The organism is Mesorhizobium sp. B2-4-3 (assembly GCF_006442815.1).
Lineage (GTDB): Bacteria > Pseudomonadota > Alphaproteobacteria > Rhizobiales > Rhizobiaceae > Mesorhizobium.
Map to the genome: position 1 here is coordinate 41,443 of NZ_VFVL01000037.1, position 18,653 is coordinate 60,095.

The following is an 18,653-nucleotide window of genomic DNA, read 5'->3' on the forward strand; positions in this document are numbered from 1 at the left end:
GGAAGTCTGGCCGCAAACACATCATTCCGATCCGGGCACCGGTCGCGGCGTTGCTTGCGGCGACCTTGCTCGCCGGCTGCGCCGGGAAGAAATATTTTCCGCCGGCGATCCGCTACGACGATGCTGCGTCGGCGGTTCTGAAGGTCGATCCACCGGGCCCGGTGGAGGTCGTTGAGCTTCCGAAGCCGCTGCCGCTGCCCGGTCAGTTGAAGCAGGTCGGTGACGGCAAGGAGAAGTCCGAGCCGGTCGACCCGAGGGCACGGATCGCGAGCGCCAACGAGGCGGCGCGGATGCAGCCTGTGCGCGCCGGCTTCGTCAACGCCATCCAGCTTTATCCCTGGAGCGAGGGAGCTCTCTATCAGGTCTATGCAGCGCCGGGGCAAGTTACTGACATCGCGTTGCAGCCCGGCGAGCAACTGGTCGGGTCCGGACCGGTGGCGGCCGGCGATACCGTGCGGTGGATTGTCGGGGACACCGTAAGCGGGGCAGGGGACAACCGGCAGGTCCATATTCTGGTCAAGCCAACGCGCCCCGACCTTCAGACCAATCTCGTGATCAACAGTGACCGCCGCACCTATCATCTGGAGTTGCGCTCGACCGACAAGACCTACATGGCTTCGGTCTCCTGGCAGTACCCGCAGGACCAGCTGATCGCACTCCGGCGCCAGAATGCGGAGGCTCTGGCCGCCCAGCCGATTGCGTCGGGTGTCGACATCCAGAAACTCAATTTTCGCTACCGCATCGAGGGCGATGTCGCGCCGTGGAGGCCCCTTCGCGCATTCGATGACGGGGCCAAGGTTTACATCGAGTTTCCGTCAGGTATCGGTCAAGGCGAAATGCCACCTCTGTTTGTGATCGGTCCTTCGGGTGGGCCGGAGTTGGTCAACTATCGCACCCGCCAGAACTACTATGTCGTCGACCGACTTTTCGCCGCGGCCGAACTCAGGCTGGGCGACAAGACGAGCGAAAAGCGGGTCCGGATCGTGCGCACCGATGGAAAACTGTCCCAGCGCAGCGTGGGGCTGTTCCGATGAGCGGCACTACCGATCCATCGAACCCGGATATCAGGGCCGCACTACGCCTGCGACCTGAGCCGACCCGGGTGACACGCCTGTCGCGCAAGGTGCTCATCGGCCTGGGCGCCGTCGCCAGTGCTGCAATCCTTGGCTCGCTGATCTGGGCCTTGAATACCCGGCAGCGCGGCAAGCAACAGTCGTCCGAACTATTCACCACGGAAAACCGAACGATCGCCGACGGATTGCAGGGTCTGCCGAAAGACTATTCGGGCGTTCCGAAACTCGGTCCCGCTTTACCCGGTGATCTCGGACGCCCGATCTTGCGCGCGCAAGAGCGTGGCCAGCAGACCCAGATACCGGACATCACCACACCGCGCGCAGATCCGGAAGAACAACGCCGCCTAGCGGAAATCGAGGCTGCTCGCGTCGCAAAGTTGTTTGCCGATACCAACACGCGTCCAGTTTCGGCACAGGCCGAAGCCGGAGCGGCAAATACCGTCAAGGGCACCGTTTCCGGCCCTACGCCGCCCTTTGAGCTTCAAGGCGCCGATGATCAGGGTGCAACGCAAGGCATGCAGGATCGTAAGCTCGCCTTCGTCAATGCGGAGCCGGATCGACGCACCGTCAGTCCCGACCGTCTCAGCAAGCAGGCGTCGCCATATGTCGTGCAGGCCGGCACGGTCATTCCTGCGTCCCTCATCACCGGCATCCGCTCCGACCTTCCAGGGATGATCACCGCCCAGGTTACGGAGAATGTCTACGACAGCCCGACTGGTGCGTATCTGCTGATACCCCAGGGAGCAAAACTGATCGGCCAGTACGACAGCCAGGTTGCCTTCGGCCAATCGAGGGTCCTGCTGGTCTGGAATCGCTTGATCATGCCTGGCGGCACCTCAATTGTCCTGGAGCGACAACAGGGCGCCGACGCGCAAGGGTTCTCGGGATTGGAGGACAGCGTCGATCATCACTGGGGCCAGCTCTTTCGGGCCGCCGCGTTGTCGACTTTGCTTGGAGTTGGGACGTCGCTTGGCTCGAGTAACAACGAAAGTGACATTGCCAGGGCTATTCGCCAGGGTTCGCAAGATTCGCTGAGCTCTCTCGGTCAGCAGGTCGTGCGTAGCCAGCTCGATGTCCAGCCGACGCTAACCGTCCGCCCGGGTTTTCCTATTCGTGTCATCGTCAATCGCGATCTTGTGCTCTTGCCGCACGGCCCAATAAAGGATCCGTCATGACCAAGCTGAAGCTCTCGGCAATTCCCGACGACCGGCCCGTCAAGATCACAATCGAAGTGCCCGCCGCCTTGCATCGCGATCTTCTCGCCTATGCCGAGGTACTCGCCCATGAAACTGGCCAGGCAATTGCCGATCCGGCAAAGCTGATTGCACCGATGCTGACACGGTTCATGGCAACGGACCGGGCGTTCAGGAAAGCGCGGCGTGACCTGGAGGCCAGCTAGTCTTGCGTGAGTACGATAGGATGGAATCAGGGCGCAGGAAACTGCCCCCTGAGAAGTGCTATGAGAGGATCCATTGCGTGATCATGACCCATCGGCCGGGCGATCGCATTGAGAAGCGCGCAATTGCAAGCGGAGCCATTCGATCCGGCCGATGCTTGGTCACTGTTCCCGTGCCCTGCCGGCTCAATTTGCCGAAGGATGTCGTCCAAGTCCTTCAAAATGCAGCGCAGCTTGGCCAGGAAACGCTGGCCGGCAGCCGTCGCCCTGACCCCGCCCGGATGGCGTTCGAGCAAGGTCACTCCCAATATCAATTCGAGATGCTTGACGCGCCTGCTGAGCGCGGAATGATGAATTCGCAATCGTCGCGAGGCGCCGAGGAAGCTACCTTCCTCAGCGATAACGACCATCGAATAAAGGGTGACCAGCTGAATGGAGCGCCACATTGCTCCTCCCTTGGGATCTCCGCGATCCCGCGCAGTCACAAGGTCGGATCGCTGGTCCTTGGGCTACGCGTCTCGCGAAGCCTCTGCAGTGTTCGTTCGTCGAACCTTGCAGTCACCGCCACGGTCTCTTCGCCACCGACGAGCTTTGGAACCCCAAGCGGCGTCACCTTAAAGTGCAATTGAACCAGACGCAGGATCCAGAGCGGGTTCATTTCGATGATGACTGTGTCGACGCCGCTAGAGAGGCCCCACTCGACAATGCCCGAGAGAAGCGCATTCGCGACAGGACTGAGCATCCTTCCGCGCTCGCGATACTGCGGCTCGACGCAGTATCGCGTCCATTCCCAGATGGTGTCTCCGACCGGCAGCGCCCCGTCGCACAGGTCACGGAGCACCTCAGACAGTAGGGTAGGGCGCGTCGATGGCAGCACCCGTTGGTAGCCGACAACACGGTCCTCGATGGTAAAGAGCATGTGGACGGCATGTTCATCATCAAAGCGGTCAATCTCGCGACCGTCTTCGCGCCAAAGATCCGTCCAGCCCTTTTCTTCAACAAACACCTTATGGCGGAGGCGGAACGCCTGGTCCAACTCCACCTGGTACTTTCCCGAATTCTGCGCCGTGACCACAAGAAGCATGGTTGTCCTCCATTTCGAGACCCAACCAATGTTCCTTCCGGCAAGCCAGCGGCATCACGCGATTGCGTGAGCTAGGCGATCAAGCCGCGGCGAAAAGCTTCCGCAACAGCATGTATAGTGCTTGTCGCCCCAAGCTTCACCCGCACTGATCGCAGGTGAGTGTCTGCCGTATTTCGACTGATGCTGAGACGATCAGCAATTTCGTCCACGGTGAAGCCTTCCGAGGCCCAGCGCAGGACATCCGTCTGTCGTGGAGACAACTGGACTTGTTTCGAGTTTCGTTTTCCGTCGGCGAGAACAGCCGCGGAGCCGAAGGCACAGGCAGCAACGAACTGGAAGGCAAGTCGCTCGTGAGGATCGGGGTCCAGCTTTTCGCCTGCGACGGAGAAGCCTACCGCCTGACTTTCCAACGTGGCGAATGGTATTGTGAACCCCTCCCGCAACTTGAATTCGGTCGCCTCGTCCATAACCCGCCGGCCGAATGAACCGACCTGGCACATTTCATCAATTTCGCTCCAGCGGAATGGACTGCTGCCGCGATTTACAAGCTGGATTGTTGGATCACGATAAAGGTAGCCCTTTGAAAAATATCGCTCGAACCATTGTTCTGGCCAAGCGTCGAGCAGGACATGAGAAACCTGCTCACGCCTCAAGGCACGAGGTGGGGGAATAGGTCCTGCCAACAGGTTGGTAGCGCCAAATCGTTCTGCATAGCAAAGCAAGCATTGACAGATTTCTTGTTGGGTTGAACTCCGCCGAATTCTGCACAGAAATTCAAACGTATCATCGAGACGCCTGCGCCAGGTGCCGTTTTCTTTCATGATTACAAGTTGATCATCCCTGCAGCTGTGGAATGCGCGCGTGTCCTCCCGCCAGTTTCTTTTCCCGCCGCCACCGATTGGTCCGCCATAGTAATCGTGCCGCCTGTCCTAGCCCCGCCCGGATGATGTCGGCGAGCAAGGCTGCGTTCGTTCCAGACTGGCTCTCCCGTATTGGTTCGCCGGTCGAACGGACAAATGGCAAGAGCGAAGGGCGCCTTGTCCAAGGGCGCCCTTCGCACCGGCGGCATGCTTGGGCCCAGGGAGTACAGACCCTAGCAGTGTTGAGAGGAGCCGCCGATGGCTTGGTGCTCGCTTTTGCGTGCTGCGAGCACCTGGCTCACTACCAGTCCGCTAGAACGAGCGCTGGAAGCGAAGGACACCGCCGATGCTGCTCTTCTTGTCGGCGCCGGTCCAGTTGCTGAAGTCCGCGTCGCCGAATTTGCCTGCATTGAGGTAGTCGACTTCTGCCGTGATCGTGAAGCCCGGCACAATGCTATAAGCAACGTTCGCAGCGATGCCGAGATTCTTGCCTTGGTCATACGAAATCTGGGTGTTGAACGACGTCTTGTCGTTGATCTTGTAGGTGCCGCCACCCCAGATCGCCCAGTGGCCGTACCACTGCTTGTAGAAACCACGACCGCCATTGCCGAGGAAGTCCGATAAGTTGTTGTCGGTTCCATAGCCGCCCATGATCCAGAGCGAGAGTTGACTGGTGGCGGTCACGTCCAGGCGAACCTTGCCGGCAAATTCGTCATAGTTGCTGTCATAGGAAGCGACGCCGGTGATCGCGCCCCAGTCCTGCTTGTACTTCACGCCGCCCACAACGTGCGGGACATAGCTGTCGATCGTGAATGCCTTGGAACCTTCTTCGAGGGAGACCACGGCAGACAAGCCGTTGCCGGCGTCGAAATAGTACTGGATCACGTTGGTGTCGAAGGAGCCATAGGGAACGAGCGTGTCGTCGATGACGTTGCCGGCATAGCCGATGAAGGTATCGAAGGCCGATTCGTCCTTGCCCACCCGTAGCCCGCCGAGCTGAATCCATGCGAAGTTCAGCGAGACAGGCTTGTTGTAGGCACCAACGCCGTTGGCGTCGAGGCCGAGGCCGCTCTTGGCGGTGTTGCCGAAGTTGAAGCGGGTCTCGGTGTAGGTCTTCAGGGTGCCGAGTTCGGTTTCCTGAGCGGTCCATGTCTTCAGGTTGAAGCGCGTGTTCTTTGCCCAGGTATCGTTGACGCTTCCGTCCTGATGGTCGAAGGCTTGCGCGCCGTCGAAACTGCCGAGGTCACCTGCCTTGACGTCGTAGCGGATGTAGCCGCCGACGCGAAGGCAGGTCTCGGTGCCAGGGATGTAGAAATAACCGGCACCGTAGACATCGCATACCTTGACGTATTCGGCGGGCTCGGGCTCGGCGACTGTGACCGCATCAGCTGCGCGGGCGCCGCTGACAACTGCCAGCGCGGCCGCGGAGCCGAGAAGAAGGCTCTTTATGTTCATTTTGATCTCCACTCAAAAGATTAAAAAAAGGGCCAGGCTGTCGTTGCTGAACGACTAAATCCCTCCCATTCCCCAGAACCGAGAAACCAGCATCACGCCGCTTCCCAGCAGCTTGAGTGCTATCGATCGCGCTCAATAATTCAAGATTATAAATGCGTTTTTCGCTCACTTGATGAATATAGTTGCGATTATATCACAAATTCTGCAAGCAATACTTGGACTATCAATACGAACTATACAAATAGAACTATCTGGACAATTGGACAAAATTGCACGTTTTGACCGCACATGGTGGCGCGCCCCGCCAGTTTGCCGGGATTCCTACCCGAATGGGATAGATGCCATCACTTTGATTGAATTGGTTTGACTGGGGCAAGCCAACCCCGGCAAGCCCTTCAGCTAATCAGCTGCCAAGCTGATCGTCCCAGGTCGCCCTCGGCTTTTTTGATCGATCAAGTGGTGCAGCCCCCTGAAGCCCCGTCGCTCGCCATGACCGCGAGCGCTAACAGATCGGCATTCGAGGCGAACTCCCCTGCTGCCAAAATCACCTCTTCCGGCATGTCCTGCCTGAGCATTTCAATTGGCACGCGGCCGTCCAGGAGAGGACAGGGGCGTGTCAGCCAGAGCCATGCAAGCCGGGGATTGCCGATCGAGGCGAGCACCTGCCGTATTCCCGGCGCTGGCCGGCAGTCCACGAACTGGGCCAGCGGGAACACATGCTTGCGCGCGCCTTTCCGCAATGCGACCACGTCGTTGTGCCGTTGCCACCAGTGCAGCGTGGACCGCGGTATGCCGTAGTGCTCCTCAAGGTATGTCGGCCCGGCGACTTGCCCCGCCCAGTCCTGGATGCGCATGAAGTCGCCTTGCCGGTCGCCCGCTCTTGGGGTGGGACGCCTTGGTGTCTCCCGGGCTGGCGCCGCTGGCGGGGCCGTTTCGCCGGCGCCGGCATCGAGGCGCCGCGTCGCCTCAGCCGCGAGCCTGTCGACGAAGCCCGAGGCCAGGGCTGCCAGGTCGTCATGGATCGCCTGCTGGCGCGCCGGCGAAGCCAACCTGCCAGGGGCGATCCGACAATCCCCAACGCATGACGCAGATAGACCGTGTTCCTTCATGACCTCGTCGTAGCAGGCCAGGACCCGCACGACTTCCTTCGCCACTAGGCTTGAGAGTTCGTCCTGGCGGGGCTCCTTTCCAATGTCGGGCGATCTGGTCATTCCGTGGCTTCCCCCTGCGGAAAAAACGTCTAGGCCGTAAAAAACCTTGCGCATCAAACACTTCGCCTGTTCGCCGGTCGGGTCAACTTGCTCGCTGTTGTTGCATCACGACGCGATCGAGTGTGGCCTGTCAGAAGCAAGGTGCTGATCGCGCCGGCTTCGAGACCGGAAAGGCCGAGTTTCTCAAGGCTCCAGCCGGATTCCCAGTAATTGCAGCCGTGCATGGCATTGGCGAAGGCGACAACTGCCTCCAGCAACGGCGTTTCGACGCCAAGCCCACGCGCCAGGGCAACAGCTGGGACAAGCTGGGTAGGAATGTCCTCGCTCAGATAGCGATAGCCGAGATCGGGCGGGCTCTTGACCCGCCGATAGGCTGGGACGTTGTGAACAACCTCGTAGAAATTGCTTCCCGTGACGCCGTAAGATTCCTCCAAAAGATCGGCGAATGTCGTCACCTTCACGCCAAGCGCCCGCAGAATTTGTTGTCGTTCCGCATCCACGGCTTCAATCACGCGCGCGATGGTCGGCGTGATCTCGTAACCGTCATAGATGTAAGGGCCCTCGGCCTCGATCCGCGCAGCGTTCATAATCATAGGAATGGGATGCAGGCCCGGCGCTGCACTTGCCAGACCGCACTCGAGCGCATTCGCGGTAGGGATCAGTTGCGGGAAATCGCGCTTAAGCCGATCGAGAAGCTCCTGCGTGCGACGTGCTGGGAACACACCCACCGGCAAAAGGCGCTTCTTACTTAGGATGCGAAGGCCGTACGGGCTCGTGGTGCGCCCGCCAATGGGCATCGAGGCGGTCTGCCCGACAAGTATACCATTAGCCCCGGCATTGGCGGCTAAGCGGTTCACGAGCAACGAGCCGCCGAGCCCGCCGGGGCTGAGCAGGATGATCTGGTCGTGTCGAAGCGCCCCTGCAAAAGCTCCAAGCAATTCTTCATAGGCGGTCTGTGGGGTCATCAGGATAATGACGTCCGCCTCGGCAGTGGCGGAGGCGAGATCGCCGGTTACTTGAATTCCCGTCACAAGGATTTGCTGCTTCCCGCCCACGAAACTCTCGACTTGGCAATCCAAGTCGAGCCCCGGCGCTGCAACCAGGCTCTCGATAGTCTCGCAACATGCCTGGCGGTCTGAAAGAAGAACGCGGTGTCCCGCGAGGCGAAGTTCGGCCGCTAGCGCTAGGGCGCCTTCAGACGTTCCGATTACTGCATAGGTCCGGGAAGCAATCATCAAGTACAAGTCCCTTGTTGTTTGGAGTTCTGCTAATTGCCGCCAGGTGATCAGCACACTGCTGCGGGAACAAGAATCTTGCAAACAATCCGATCCGAGTCGCCACGGCCGCGCGATACTCAACGACGGACGTCGCCAGCCGAGTCTCTTGATGAGAATGGCCGAGCACATGATCAGTAGGAGTCGTCAAGATGTCGCTTCGGGCTCGCGAAGCGACGCGAGTTCTCCGAGCGTGACCGGTTTCAATGGCGGCCGGATCCGATAGAAACCCACCTCCTCGACAGATCGGCCTTCGGCGGCGGCAAGGATACGCGTCACTGTGTAACCGCATTGACGTCCCTGACAGGGACCCATGCCGGCTCGGGTAAAGGCCTTCACTTGATTGGGGCCCGGGCGCCCGAGACGCGCCATCGCGCGGATCTCGCGGGCGGTGATTTCCTCACAGCGGCACACAACCGTTTCATCGTCGGGAATGAAGATCGCCTCGCGCGGGCGGAACAGCGCATCAAGGAACGGGCGGAGCGCCAATTCGCGTTCGAGTTTCGCGCGAGCCGGTTTTGAGGCTTCGGCCGCAGCTTCCGGCGTGATCTGGCCGAGTTTGGTCGCGATGCCCAGAGCCGCGATCTCACCGCGCAACGCGGCGGCCTTCGCGCCCGCGATTCCAGCACCGTCGCCCGCGATAAAGACATTGGGCTGCGAGCTCTCGCCCCAAGCATCGAGGATGGGAACGTAGCAATCCTGATCGTCGCGCCAGGTCACGGCGCTACCGAGCGCCAGCGCGACATGCACACTTGGGATCACACCTTCATGTACGAGAAGGGCATCCGCCTGCACTGTTTCCTCTGTACCTGAGGCTGTCCGGAAGCGTATCGCCTCAAGATGTTCAGTTCCCACGGCCTCGATGTCTGTGACATGACGGATGCGCCGCACGCCGGATGCTCGCAGAGTCAACGACCATGCTATCCCCTTGAAGAGATCGCCCACCGCTCGCAGAGCACCGGGAAGATAGCGCAAGGCTGAGCTCAGCCGCCCCGGTGGCGTCGTATCAAGATATCCGGCGATCTCTCCGCCGGCCTTAAGCAGCTGCGTCATGTAAAGCAGCATCAGCGGTCCGCTGCCGGCGAGCCAGACAGGCTTCGCCGGCACCTGTCCAGCATTCTTCAGAAGAATTTGGCCCGCGCCGACCGTGAGGATGCCAGGGAGAGTCCATCCGGGGAACGGCGCAGGCCTTTCCTGCGCGCCGGTAGCGAGCAGAATGGTACGGGCTTCGATGATCCTTGCCTCCCCTGCCTTCGTCACAAAGCCTCGAAAGCCGGGCTCGATCTGCCAGAGCTGTGCGCCCGGCTCATAGGCCGCGCCGCTGGCGCGGAATGCCTCGGCGGCCCTACGCCCGTCGAGGTAGGCCGCGCCAAGCAAGGTGCCACGTTCCGTCCCAGCGACGGTCTCGATGTCGCGCCATATCTGCCCGCCGGGCGCGGGCTGCTCGTCGACAACGAGAACATCGAGCCCCGTCCGCCGCGCGGTCACCGCCGCCGCCATGCCGGCCGGTCCGGACCCGACAATGAGAAGATCGACCGGCTTCATGCTCCTAGGCTCCTCTTTCCGCGCTGTCGCGCTATGCGCATGCCGTCCTGAACCGTGGTGAGGCAGGTTTGCACCGAACCCACGCCATCCACTTCCGCCAGACAATCGAAGCAGACGCCCATCAGACAGTAAGGTGCTCGCTTCGATCCCTTCACCGGCGTCAACCGGGACCAGACCGCCTCCTGCCGTAGCAGAACCGCGGCCACGCTCTCCCCTGCCTCGGCAGGCACCGCGACCCCGTCGATGTAAACTCGCAGCGCCGCCTGCCCGGGATCATGCAGCTTCCGGAACATCGAAACGCCTCTGGTGGAAAACATCGAGAGAAGACGGCAAAGACCCGTCGATCACCGCCTGGGCTATTGTCTCAGCGTGGACGGCCGCAAGCGTCACCCCGGAATGACAGAGGGCCACGAAAGCGCCGGGATGGCTTTCCGATTGCGCGTAGACCGGGCAGCCGTCGGGTGTCAGAACTCGAAGACCGGCCCATTGGCGCACTAACGTCGCGGTCGCCAACGCTGGAATGATGCGCAAGGCGCGCGTGCTGAGCTTCGCGGCGGCCACGGCTGTGGTCGCCGCGTCTAAGCCGACATCCTCTTGCGTCGCGCCGATCATCACGGTTCCTTCCCGCGTCTGTCGCAGTCCACTGCACGGGAGGGGCAGGATGGGCACGAATCGCTCTGTTACCAGTATCTGCCCGCGCTGGGGCCGAAGTGGCACGTCGAGACCGACTAGCGCACCGAGCTTTTGTGAGCCGAGACCTGCCGCAATGACGATGCGCGGGGCGACGTAGTTCTCCAATCCAGCGCCCAACGTAAAGCCAGAGGAATTGGATTGGATTTTCTCCACCAATGTCGCACTTACAATGGTGCCGCCAAGTCTCTGAATCCCGGCATGGAGTGCCGAGAGGAGGCGCAGCGGATTTGCATGGCCATCCCGATGGCCGAGACTCGCGCCGTAGACCTCGGAGCCGAAAGCGACGCCGGGCATGATCCTTTCAAGCTCGGAGCGATCGATCATCTCGCAATCAGCAGGCTCGCCGCCCAACTGGTTGTGCAGCTTTTGGAGAGTGGTACGGCGCGCCTCGAACTCCGCGTCACCCAGGCAGAAAACAAGGCCGCCTTTTTGCTCGAGGTGCAGATCCTGTCCGGTGATGTCTAGCAGCCCCTTCGAGAAGTCGGCCCACCGCTCGCAGCTTCGGCGCGACCAAAGCTGGTATTCGGGCATGTTTGTGCCTTTACCTTGCACCCAGACCAGCCCGAAATTCGCGCGCGCTGCGCGATGATCGCGGTCGTCGCCATCCAGCACGATGACGTGCTGCTGGCGTTGCGCCAAACCGTAGGCGATGGCCGCGCCAACAGTCCCTCCTCCGATGACAATAACATCTGCCTTCATCGAACATTCTCCATCCCGCACAGATCTCGCTCTCGTCTGTGCATAGCCTCTCGCATCAGTTCGTAGCGACACCAGATGCGAGTGGGCATCATGCGGCCCTAGGCGAATGAGCAGCCTTTCACCGGATGATCGGAAGCTCTTCTGGCGAGAGCGGCGCCAAGAATTCAATGCCGTCTTCAAGAACGTAGAACGCTTCCTCGCATTGGAACACGGCGCCGTCGCGCTGGAGCTTCGGCTCGATGTGTAAAATCATGCCGGGCTTGATCACCGTGTGGTCGTACGGCCCCAAAGAAGGCACTTCGACGATGTCAAATCCGCTGGAATGTCCATACCTTCTCGACAACGAACTGGGGGTCTGGAAAGCAAACTTGTTACCCGCCTCCCACGGCTCCCATAGCTTGCTGCCAATGGCAAAAACTTCCGAGCATGTCATGCCCGGACGAACCGCGTTGCAATATTCGATCGTCAGCTCGCGGATGGCCTTATAGGTGTCACGCTCCCAGGCGGCCGGATCGCCGGCGCGCGCGATGCGATTGCGATCTGCTGAATAGCCACCGTAAGTCGCCCGGAAATCGGACCATATGTAATGGCCATCTTCGAGGCAGCGCGAGGATGGGGGGCGGCCATAAGTGAAGTCGCCCTTGCTGAAAATGAGCGGGAACGGATCCCCGCTGTCCGCGCCGTTCAGGAAGTTCTGCGCCTGCATCATCCTCCACATCTCGTATTCGGTGATGCCAATGTGCGCCCGGGCGATCGTCTGGTTGAATGCGTCGTCGCAGATGGCGAATGCCGTGCGCTTCAGCTCGGCTTCGAAGCGCGTCTTGACTTCGCGAACACGCCACAGTGTCGGCGACGCGCTGGTTACGGTGTTCCCCGCCGACAATTCGCGCAAGGCATCGACCAAGGTCAGCGATCCGCGACCAAACATTTCCTCGCCGTAGTCGATCGCGATCTTCGGCGACTTTCCTTTGAAGAGGCTGCGAACGGTGTCGGCCACCGCCGTCGCTCCTTCGTTGATGTAGCCGTCGTAGTAGCGTGCAGAAAACGCGCGCGGCTTTCCGTCAATGAAGGCCTGCTCGTAGCCGGCTGCGAAGATAATCAGATCCTGAGCGGTTATCAGGGCGAAGAATGGCCTCGAGTTGAAGTACCAGGAGAACGAGCGGAAATCAGTGAAGTACTGGGTGTTCTTGACGTCCGTGAGGACGATCGCGTCCACTTGGTCGGCTTCCATCTCCCTACGAACGCTGTCGAGGCGGGCTGCGAGCTCGTCTACCGGAACATCCGGAGCGGGGGGGAGAGGTCCGACGACTAGCGTAGACGCTCCATTGCTGGATACCTGGTTTGTTTTCATGGTTCGGTCCTTCGCCAACGGCGGCTTTAACAGCTCCGCACACTCACGATGCCTCGCGGAGTGCAGATCACAGCAAGTATCGTACTAGCCTTATTTTGATGGTCTAATCGAATTATCGATGGCCTTCATGCTTGAATGTTATGATTGAATAGTCCCAGACCCGCTACGAGCCCCGACACTCTGGGATTGGCACCACCCAACTGCAATACATTTGGGTTGGAGTGCATGTTGGCCACCTGAGAGGGCTGGGATACAGAGCGCAGGCGCGCCGCACTCCCAGATCGCCTGCCAGGCACCCGACCAGTTTTCCAACACCTTCACCCGCGACAGTCGCTCGCGATGCGCGATGCCGTCGAGCTCTGGACTAGCCCGGTCGATAGCCCGACGGCCAAGACCCACGCTGGAAACGAAATCAGACCTGGATAGAAATTGGAGGTAACGTCCGCTGCCTATGACGCTGAAGAATTTCGCCCGTGCTTCGGCGTCCCATCAAGCAATGCTCATCGTACAGGGAGGACGATTTTTCGATAGGCGTTGACGGATGGTTTGCCCGACGCAAGATGCATTTCCCCGCGGAAACAATCCATCACAATAGAAAACGCTGTTTCAGTTAGCTCGTTGGCAGAAGCTGTTTTGCAAACGGCGTCTGGCGCCCCTGATTCATCGCGCAGAACCTGTTTCACCCCGTCGACGGATAAATCCACGCGTTCGACTGCTGTTCGCAGGGCAGAAAGCCGGGCAGCCGACGATGGGTACATACCGAGCAGCGCTTTCGTATCTTCTTCTGTGCGCGTCACAGGTAGTAGTGCGTTATTCGTGTGCAGGTGGATATCACTTGTCGCGAGGAAGTTTGCCCCACTCCGTGGGGACACTTCCACTGCTGCGATCTCGCCCGTTCGATCGGCGAGTAGATAGGAGCGCCCCCCCATGTGGGGAAGCAACGAAATCCGATCGGCTGCGGATTTGACGTTCGGCAGGTCGAGAACAACCCGGCGAACGACCTGGCTCGGAATGCCGTCTCTCGACCCTTTCAAAATGAGGTCGTTATTGACGAGTGAAAGACCGCGATTGTTCATCCCGGCGAAGCCAAGCCCTCCGAACGAGGCGACAACCGCGAACTGAAATCCGCTTGGGGAGAAATGCAAAAACAAAGCAAGATCAGAATGCTTGGAGGGCAAACCGTCCCAGTTCTGAGCGGCAATTGCTCCCGACCTTGTCCTAGTGACAAGGGCACTGCATCCCGTCTCGCTGACAGGCGTAAGCAGTTCAAAGCCACTACGAAGCACGATCTCCGGCACCGTGCGGCCCGCTCCCTCAGCGATGCCCGCAAGCTCTTCGGCAACCTGGGGTGAAAGCGCACGAATCGCTTCAAATGCAACGGTCGCACGCCTTCGCGCCTCTGAAAGCTCTTCCTCTGGTAGAGAGTAGAGATCACGCTGAAGTATCGCTGAGATCTCGCCTTGAAAGCGAGAGCCATGAGCGACACCACGTTCAAAAGGGGCACCCGCCAGGACGACGATTGGCATTTCGGCGTTCATATCCCGATCTCCTGAGGACGCACACGTCGCAACGTGTTTCCCGACGGCCAGCCAATTTCAGTATACATCAATCGCATAATACGGCTTCGGTCGGAGAAGCTGTGGCACGATCGTGTTGTGCTGGAACCGTCCTCAAAGGATTGGAGGGTGGCGATATAGACCACGGCTGAATCCGAAAACTGTTGGCGACGAACAATTTGTTTATGTTGCTGCCCACTTTCGGATTCGCTATGTTCGAATGTCAAATCGAAATTTCTTGGGCTTGCATGCGAAAACCTGATGCTGTGAAAGCTCTGCCTTGATCGGGCGTAAACGCGTTGGCCTGAACAGCCGGCAGGAGGTTATGTCGGGGGAACACGCGAACTGGCCGGCCTGCGAACCCCCATAGCTGCACTTCTAATGTTCGCACCCCCTCGTTTTTGAAATCAGCCGCTGGCGCTGAAGGGATGGAATATGCCGACGATCAGCCCCAAACAGGTGGCCGCCTTTCGCGCGGTGATGCTTACTGGTGGCATCACACGCGCAGCCTCGATGCTCCATCTCACTCAGCCCGCTGTTAGCCGTCTGATTAAGGAATTTGAGGCAACACTGGGTCTCAGGCTGTTCGAGCGGGCGGGATCCGGCATCGTGCCGACGCGCGAGGCTAGTGTTATGTTCTCGGAAGTTGAACGTTTGTTCACTGGCCTCGATCGGCTAATGCAATTGGCAATTGAACTTCGACAAGAGCCAATGCAGTCTATTCGCATTGCCGCATTCCCGGCGTTTGCAAATGGATATCTGCCTCGGTTCATTTCGAAGCTTGTCACGCATGCTCCGGAGTGCAGGCCATCGATCTTTGGCTTGGCCTCTGAGAGCGTTATCGATTATGTCGTCAACGAGAAATGCGACTTTGGAGTAGCTGTCACAGTCCCTGAGCATCCATTGGTCTCAGTCGTCGAGCTTGAGACTCTGCCGCTCGTTGTCGTGTTGCCTCGCGGCCACCCGCTCACCTCCCGACCCTTTCTGGAGCCCAAGGATTTCGCGGGCGAACCCTTTATATCAAACTCGCCGACAGTCGCGCACCTTCGGGTCGACGCAATGTTTGCAACCCATCAGGTGACTCCCAAAGTCGTCGCGCAAACCCCGCAAACGACTGTCGCATGCGCCATGGTGAGCGCCGGGATGGGGCTGTCGATCGTGGACCCGTTCACCGCTGAAGATGCGAAGGCGACCGGCGTAACGGTAAAGCCTCTCAGACCGTCAATACCGTATGAGTTTGCTTACGTGCTTCCGGCAAAAAGGGAGCCGTTTGCAATCGTCACAAAAACGATGAAGGCGCTGCAGGAGGAGGTTGCGCGCCTCAGGAACGCACCAGGATTGTAGAGCATCCAGATTCGACACGGCGGGCAAGTTGCCTCGCCGCTGCCGCGTCGCACGCATGTGAGCCTTCCGAAAATCTCTACCGCCCGCGACATATGCGAGATCGACGGCAACGTTGCGCTATTACGCTCAATCCCGGACGCACGAAGCTTCAGTGAGCGGCCCTGATGCGCGCTGCATCCTCCTCTAGCCTTCATCGCTGGCATTGCCGTCGCAAGGATGCAGCGCGTTATGCCGACGAGTCACATAACGTTTCGGTATGATTGTCCCGTCATTTCTGATTGGACATGCAAATCCTGGCAAGATGATACTGCGCGGCGCTAAAAGCGGGATTTGTATGAACACCGGACGTAGACGCTGATGCTCATAAAGGCTTGTGTCGTCCAGGCTGCCACTGTTGGCAGCAACACCTCAGCCACGATCGACAAGGCCGTGTCACTGATCCTGGAGTGCGGCACTCGCGGCGCGCAACTCGCCGTTTTCCCCGAAGCCTTCATAGGAGGATATCCCCACGGAGCGCGTTTCGGATGCTACTTGGGCGGCCGGACAGACAAAGGCCGGGATGAGTACGCCGCCTATTTCGAGAGCGCCATCAATGTCCCCGGCAAGGAGACGGCAGTGTTGGGCGAGGCAGCGCGCGAGGCCAAAATGTTCGTCACGATCGGCGTTATCGAGCGCGACGGCGGGACGGTCTATTGCACGGCTCTCTTTTTCGGCCCGGACGGCTCGCTGCTCGGCAAGCACCGCAAACTGATGCCCACCGCCCTTGAGCGTCTTTGCTGGGGCTTTGGCGACGGTTCGACGCTCACGACCGTCGATACGCCGTGGGGAAAGATGGGCGCGGTGATCTGCTGGGAAAACTACATGCCTATGATGCGCATGGCAATGTACGGCCAGGGCATCGCGCTTTATTGCGCGCCGACGGCCGATGACCGTGAGGTGTGGACTGCGACGATGCGGCACGTCGCCCTGGAGGGCCGCTGCTTTGTGTTGTCGTCCTGCCAGTTCATGACACGCGCGAACTTTCCTGCCGGGATGCACAATCACGTCGACGCCGAAGAGGGCGACGTGCTGATGCGCGGCGGCAGCGTCATCGTCGATCCGCTGGGCCGGGTACTGGCAGGGCCTGATTACAGCGGGGAAACCATTCTGACTGCCGACCTCGACATGCGCCAGATCGCCCGCGGCAAGTTCGACTTTGATGTCGTTGGTCACTATGCGCGGCCCGACATCTTTCGGCTCGAGATTGATACGAGCCCAAAGCAAGCAGTTCAAGCACAAAAGGGAGGTGCTATGAAGCAACAGCAACGTTTCAATGGTTAAGATAGCAAGTTGGCGACCGAAAGCAACCACTCGATCGCTTTGAACCACTTCAGTCTTTTGACTGATAAAAACAACTCCAGATAACAGGGGAACGAAAACATGAGAACCACTTTTCGCATTGCAACACTGTCAGCTTTGGCAGCGGTATTGATTGTGCCATCGGCTGCGTTTGCGCAAGACACGCTTTATGTAGGAGGGGCAGGCGGTTCTCTCCAGGCCGCATACGAACAGAAAATCTTTCCTGCCTTTGAAGCTAAGACGGGCGCCAAGGTCGTTTATGTACCTGGAAGCTCGAACGATACCGTCGCCAAAGTCATCGCTCAGAAGGGCCATGAAGATCTTTCGCTTATGATGCTTGATAGCGGCCCGATGACTCGCGCGGTAGCACAGGACCTTTGTTTACCTTTGCCCGCTTCGGCTGTGTTCAACGACATATACCCGGACGCTCACATGGCCGGCGGCACGGCAGTGGGTTATGGCTACTATGCGACGGGATTGGCCTATAATACGGCGGTATTCGCCAAGAACGGCTGGGCTCCCCCGACATCATGGAAGGATTTGGGCGATCCAAAATTCAAGGGTCGAGTCGTAATCGGGCCGATCTCGGGCTATGGCGTGGAAGTTCTTGTGATGGTGGCAAGAGCCTTGGGCGGAAGCGAAAAGGACATTGAACCGGGCTTTCAGTTCATGTCCAAGAATGTGGCGCCGAACGTGATGGCGTGGGAAGGTTCGCAGGCAAACGTGGCGCAGATGCTGCAGAGCGGTGACGGTGCTCTCGTAGGTTGGTCCAACATCCGAACGCTCGGTGTCGAGGATCAGGGCGCGCCGGTCAAGTTTGTCTTTCCCAAAGAGGGCGCGAGACAGGGGCTGAATACTGCTTGTGTGGTTAACGGCGCGCCTCAGCCCGATCTTGCAAACAAGCTTCTGGAGGATATTCTCTCGCCGGAGTCGCAGGCTATCCTGGCTGAATTTGCAGGGTTCGGACCGACCAATTCCAAGGTCAAGCTCGACCCGAAAGTCGCGGCGAAGGTCGTTTATGGCCCCGGACAGGTCAAATCTCTGGTGCCTGTGGACTGGAACGTCATCAACGCGGATCTCCCCGAATGGACGAAGCGCTGGAACCGTGAAGTCGAGCAGCACTGAGTGTTGTTGGCTTAGGAGTAGATAAGGCGTGGCATTTCTCGAGCTTCAGAGCCTGACGAAGACGTTTGGCGAGTTCGTTGCGGTGGACGAGTTCAACCTGTCAGTGGACAGAGGCGAGTTCATCTGCCTGCTGGGGCCTTCTGGCTGCGGCAAGACAACGACCCTGCAGATGGTGGCTGGACTGGTTCAGCCCACCACCGGGCGGGTGGAGCTCGACGGAAGGGACATCACCAGGCTGCCCAGCAACAAGCGCGGCCTGGGGATCGTGTTCCAGAGCTACGCCTTGTTTCCGCATATGACGGTCGCGCAGAACGTAGCCTTTGGCCTCGAGATGCGTAAGGTGCCGGCCGCCGAAAGGACTAAGCGGGTGGACGAGACCCTCGGCCTCGTCCATCTGGAGGCGTTCGGCGGCCGTTATCCGCGTCAACTCTCCGGCGGCCAGCGTCAGCGCGTGGCGCTGGCGCGGGCCATTGTCATCCAGCCGCCCATCCTTCTGCTTGACGAACCGATGGGCGCGCTGGACGCCAAACTGCGCGACGAGATGCAGATCGAATTGCGGGCTCTGCAGCGCCGCCTCGGCATCACAACCATGATGGTCACCCATGACCAGGCCGAGGCCATGACGTTGGCCGATCGCGTTGTGTTGATG

Annotated in this window: 18 protein-coding genes; 7 read left to right on the forward strand and 11 right to left on the reverse strand. The window is 59.6% G+C overall.

From position 1 onward, the window contains the following. Positions 1-20 precede the first annotated feature (20 nt). Genes trbG through FJ956_RS26490 form a run of 3 tightly spaced genes read left to right on the forward strand, consistent with a single transcriptional unit; the run spans position 21 to position 2,472 of the window. Positions 21-1,034: a P-type conjugative transfer protein TrbG gene (gene trbG / locus FJ956_RS26480; RefSeq protein ID WP_140682198.1), complete on the forward strand. Its 1,014-nt coding sequence runs from the start codon at positions 21-23 to the stop codon at positions 1,032-1,034. Further along, a complete protein-coding gene (locus FJ956_RS26485) occupies positions 1,031-2,248 on the forward strand; it encodes a TrbI/VirB10 family protein (protein WP_140682155.1) in 1,218 nt (405 codons plus the stop codon). Before trbG ends, FJ956_RS26485 begins: the two co-directional genes overlap by 4 nt. Continuing rightward, complete coding sequence (locus tag FJ956_RS26490; protein WP_140682157.1) at positions 2,245-2,472, forward strand: DUF2274 domain-containing protein; 228 nt, start codon at positions 2,245-2,247, stop codon at positions 2,470-2,472. The genes FJ956_RS26485 and FJ956_RS26490 overlap by 4 nt, the downstream gene beginning before the upstream one ends. 26 nt (positions 2,473-2,498) lie before the next feature. Here the strand turns inward: FJ956_RS26490 and FJ956_RS26495 are convergent, their stop codons facing one another. From FJ956_RS26495 to FJ956_RS26545, 11 genes are all read right to left on the reverse strand, one after another. After that, positions 2,499-2,915, reverse strand: a complete 417-nt coding sequence (locus FJ956_RS26495) for a LysR family transcriptional regulator (RefSeq protein WP_140682159.1) — start codon at positions 2,913-2,915, stop codon at positions 2,499-2,501. 35 nt (positions 2,916-2,950) lie between these two features. After that, positions 2,951-3,553 carry an acyl-homoserine-lactone synthase gene (locus FJ956_RS26500; protein WP_140682161.1) on the reverse strand — a complete coding sequence of 201 codons (603 nt, stop codon included), beginning with the start codon at positions 3,551-3,553 and terminating at the stop codon, positions 2,951-2,953. Positions 3,554-3,624: 71 nt separating this feature from the next. Further along, positions 3,625-4,374 (reverse strand): LuxR family transcriptional regulator, encoded by a 750-nt coding sequence (locus FJ956_RS26505; RefSeq protein ID WP_140682163.1) that lies wholly within the window; start codon positions 4,372-4,374, stop codon positions 3,625-3,627. A gap of 351 nt (positions 4,375-4,725) precedes the next feature. Continuing rightward, positions 4,726-5,868, reverse strand: coding sequence for a porin (locus FJ956_RS26510; RefSeq protein WP_140682165.1), 1,143 nt, complete (start codon positions 5,866-5,868; stop codon positions 4,726-4,728). Positions 5,869-6,320: 452 nt separating this feature from the next. Beyond that, positions 6,321-7,079 (reverse strand): antitoxin Xre/MbcA/ParS toxin-binding domain-containing protein, encoded by a 759-nt coding sequence (locus FJ956_RS26515; RefSeq protein WP_140682167.1) that lies wholly within the window; start codon positions 7,077-7,079, stop codon positions 6,321-6,323. 53 nt (positions 7,080-7,132) lie between these two features. Further along, positions 7,133-8,314, reverse strand: coding sequence for an NAD/NADP octopine/nopaline dehydrogenase family protein (locus FJ956_RS26520; RefSeq protein ID WP_246672184.1), 1,182 nt, complete (start codon positions 8,312-8,314; stop codon positions 7,133-7,135). 186 nt (positions 8,315-8,500) lie between these two features. Further along, on the reverse strand, positions 8,501-9,898 hold the full coding sequence (locus tag FJ956_RS26525; RefSeq protein WP_140682171.1) for an FAD-dependent oxidoreductase: 1,398 nt from the start codon (positions 9,896-9,898) through the stop codon (positions 8,501-8,503). After that, positions 9,895-10,215, reverse strand: coding sequence for a (2Fe-2S)-binding protein (locus FJ956_RS26530; protein WP_348641109.1), 321 nt, complete (start codon positions 10,213-10,215; stop codon positions 9,895-9,897). Before FJ956_RS26530 ends, FJ956_RS26525 begins: the two co-directional genes overlap by 4 nt. Further along, positions 10,172-11,290 carry an FAD-dependent oxidoreductase gene (locus FJ956_RS26535; RefSeq protein ID WP_140682174.1) on the reverse strand — a complete coding sequence of 373 codons (1,119 nt, stop codon included), beginning with the start codon at positions 11,288-11,290 and terminating at the stop codon, positions 10,172-10,174. Before FJ956_RS26535 ends, FJ956_RS26530 begins: the two co-directional genes overlap by 44 nt. A gap of 118 nt (positions 11,291-11,408) precedes the next feature. Further along, on the reverse strand, positions 11,409-12,641 hold the full coding sequence (locus tag FJ956_RS26540; RefSeq protein ID WP_140682176.1) for a Xaa-Pro peptidase family protein: 1,233 nt from the start codon (positions 12,639-12,641) through the stop codon (positions 11,409-11,411). A gap of 500 nt (positions 12,642-13,141) precedes the next feature. Continuing rightward, positions 13,142-14,179, reverse strand: coding sequence for a C45 family peptidase (locus FJ956_RS26545; RefSeq protein WP_140682178.1), 1,038 nt, complete (start codon positions 14,177-14,179; stop codon positions 13,142-13,144). Positions 14,180-14,632: 453 nt separating this feature from the next. Here FJ956_RS26545 and FJ956_RS26550 point away from each other — a divergent pair, with 453 nt between their 5' ends. From FJ956_RS26550 to FJ956_RS26565, 4 genes are all read left to right on the forward strand, one after another. Then, positions 14,633-15,541: a LysR substrate-binding domain-containing protein gene (locus tag FJ956_RS26550; protein WP_140682180.1), complete on the forward strand. Its 909-nt coding sequence runs from the start codon at positions 14,633-14,635 to the stop codon at positions 15,539-15,541. A gap of 357 nt (positions 15,542-15,898) precedes the next feature. Further along, positions 15,899-16,861 carry a carbon-nitrogen hydrolase family protein gene (locus tag FJ956_RS26555; RefSeq protein ID WP_140682182.1) on the forward strand — a complete coding sequence of 321 codons (963 nt, stop codon included), beginning with the start codon at positions 15,899-15,901 and terminating at the stop codon, positions 16,859-16,861. A 99-nt stretch (positions 16,862-16,960) separates the two neighbouring features. Next, the gene (locus FJ956_RS26560; RefSeq protein ID WP_140682184.1) at positions 16,961-18,004 is read left to right on the forward strand and encodes an ABC transporter substrate-binding protein; all 1,044 of its coding nucleotides are present in this window, start codon (positions 16,961-16,963) and stop codon (positions 18,002-18,004) included. A 28-nt stretch (positions 18,005-18,032) separates the two neighbouring features. Next, on the forward strand, positions 18,033-18,653 hold a 621-nt coding region (locus FJ956_RS26565; protein WP_140682186.1), incomplete at its 3' end, for an ABC transporter ATP-binding protein.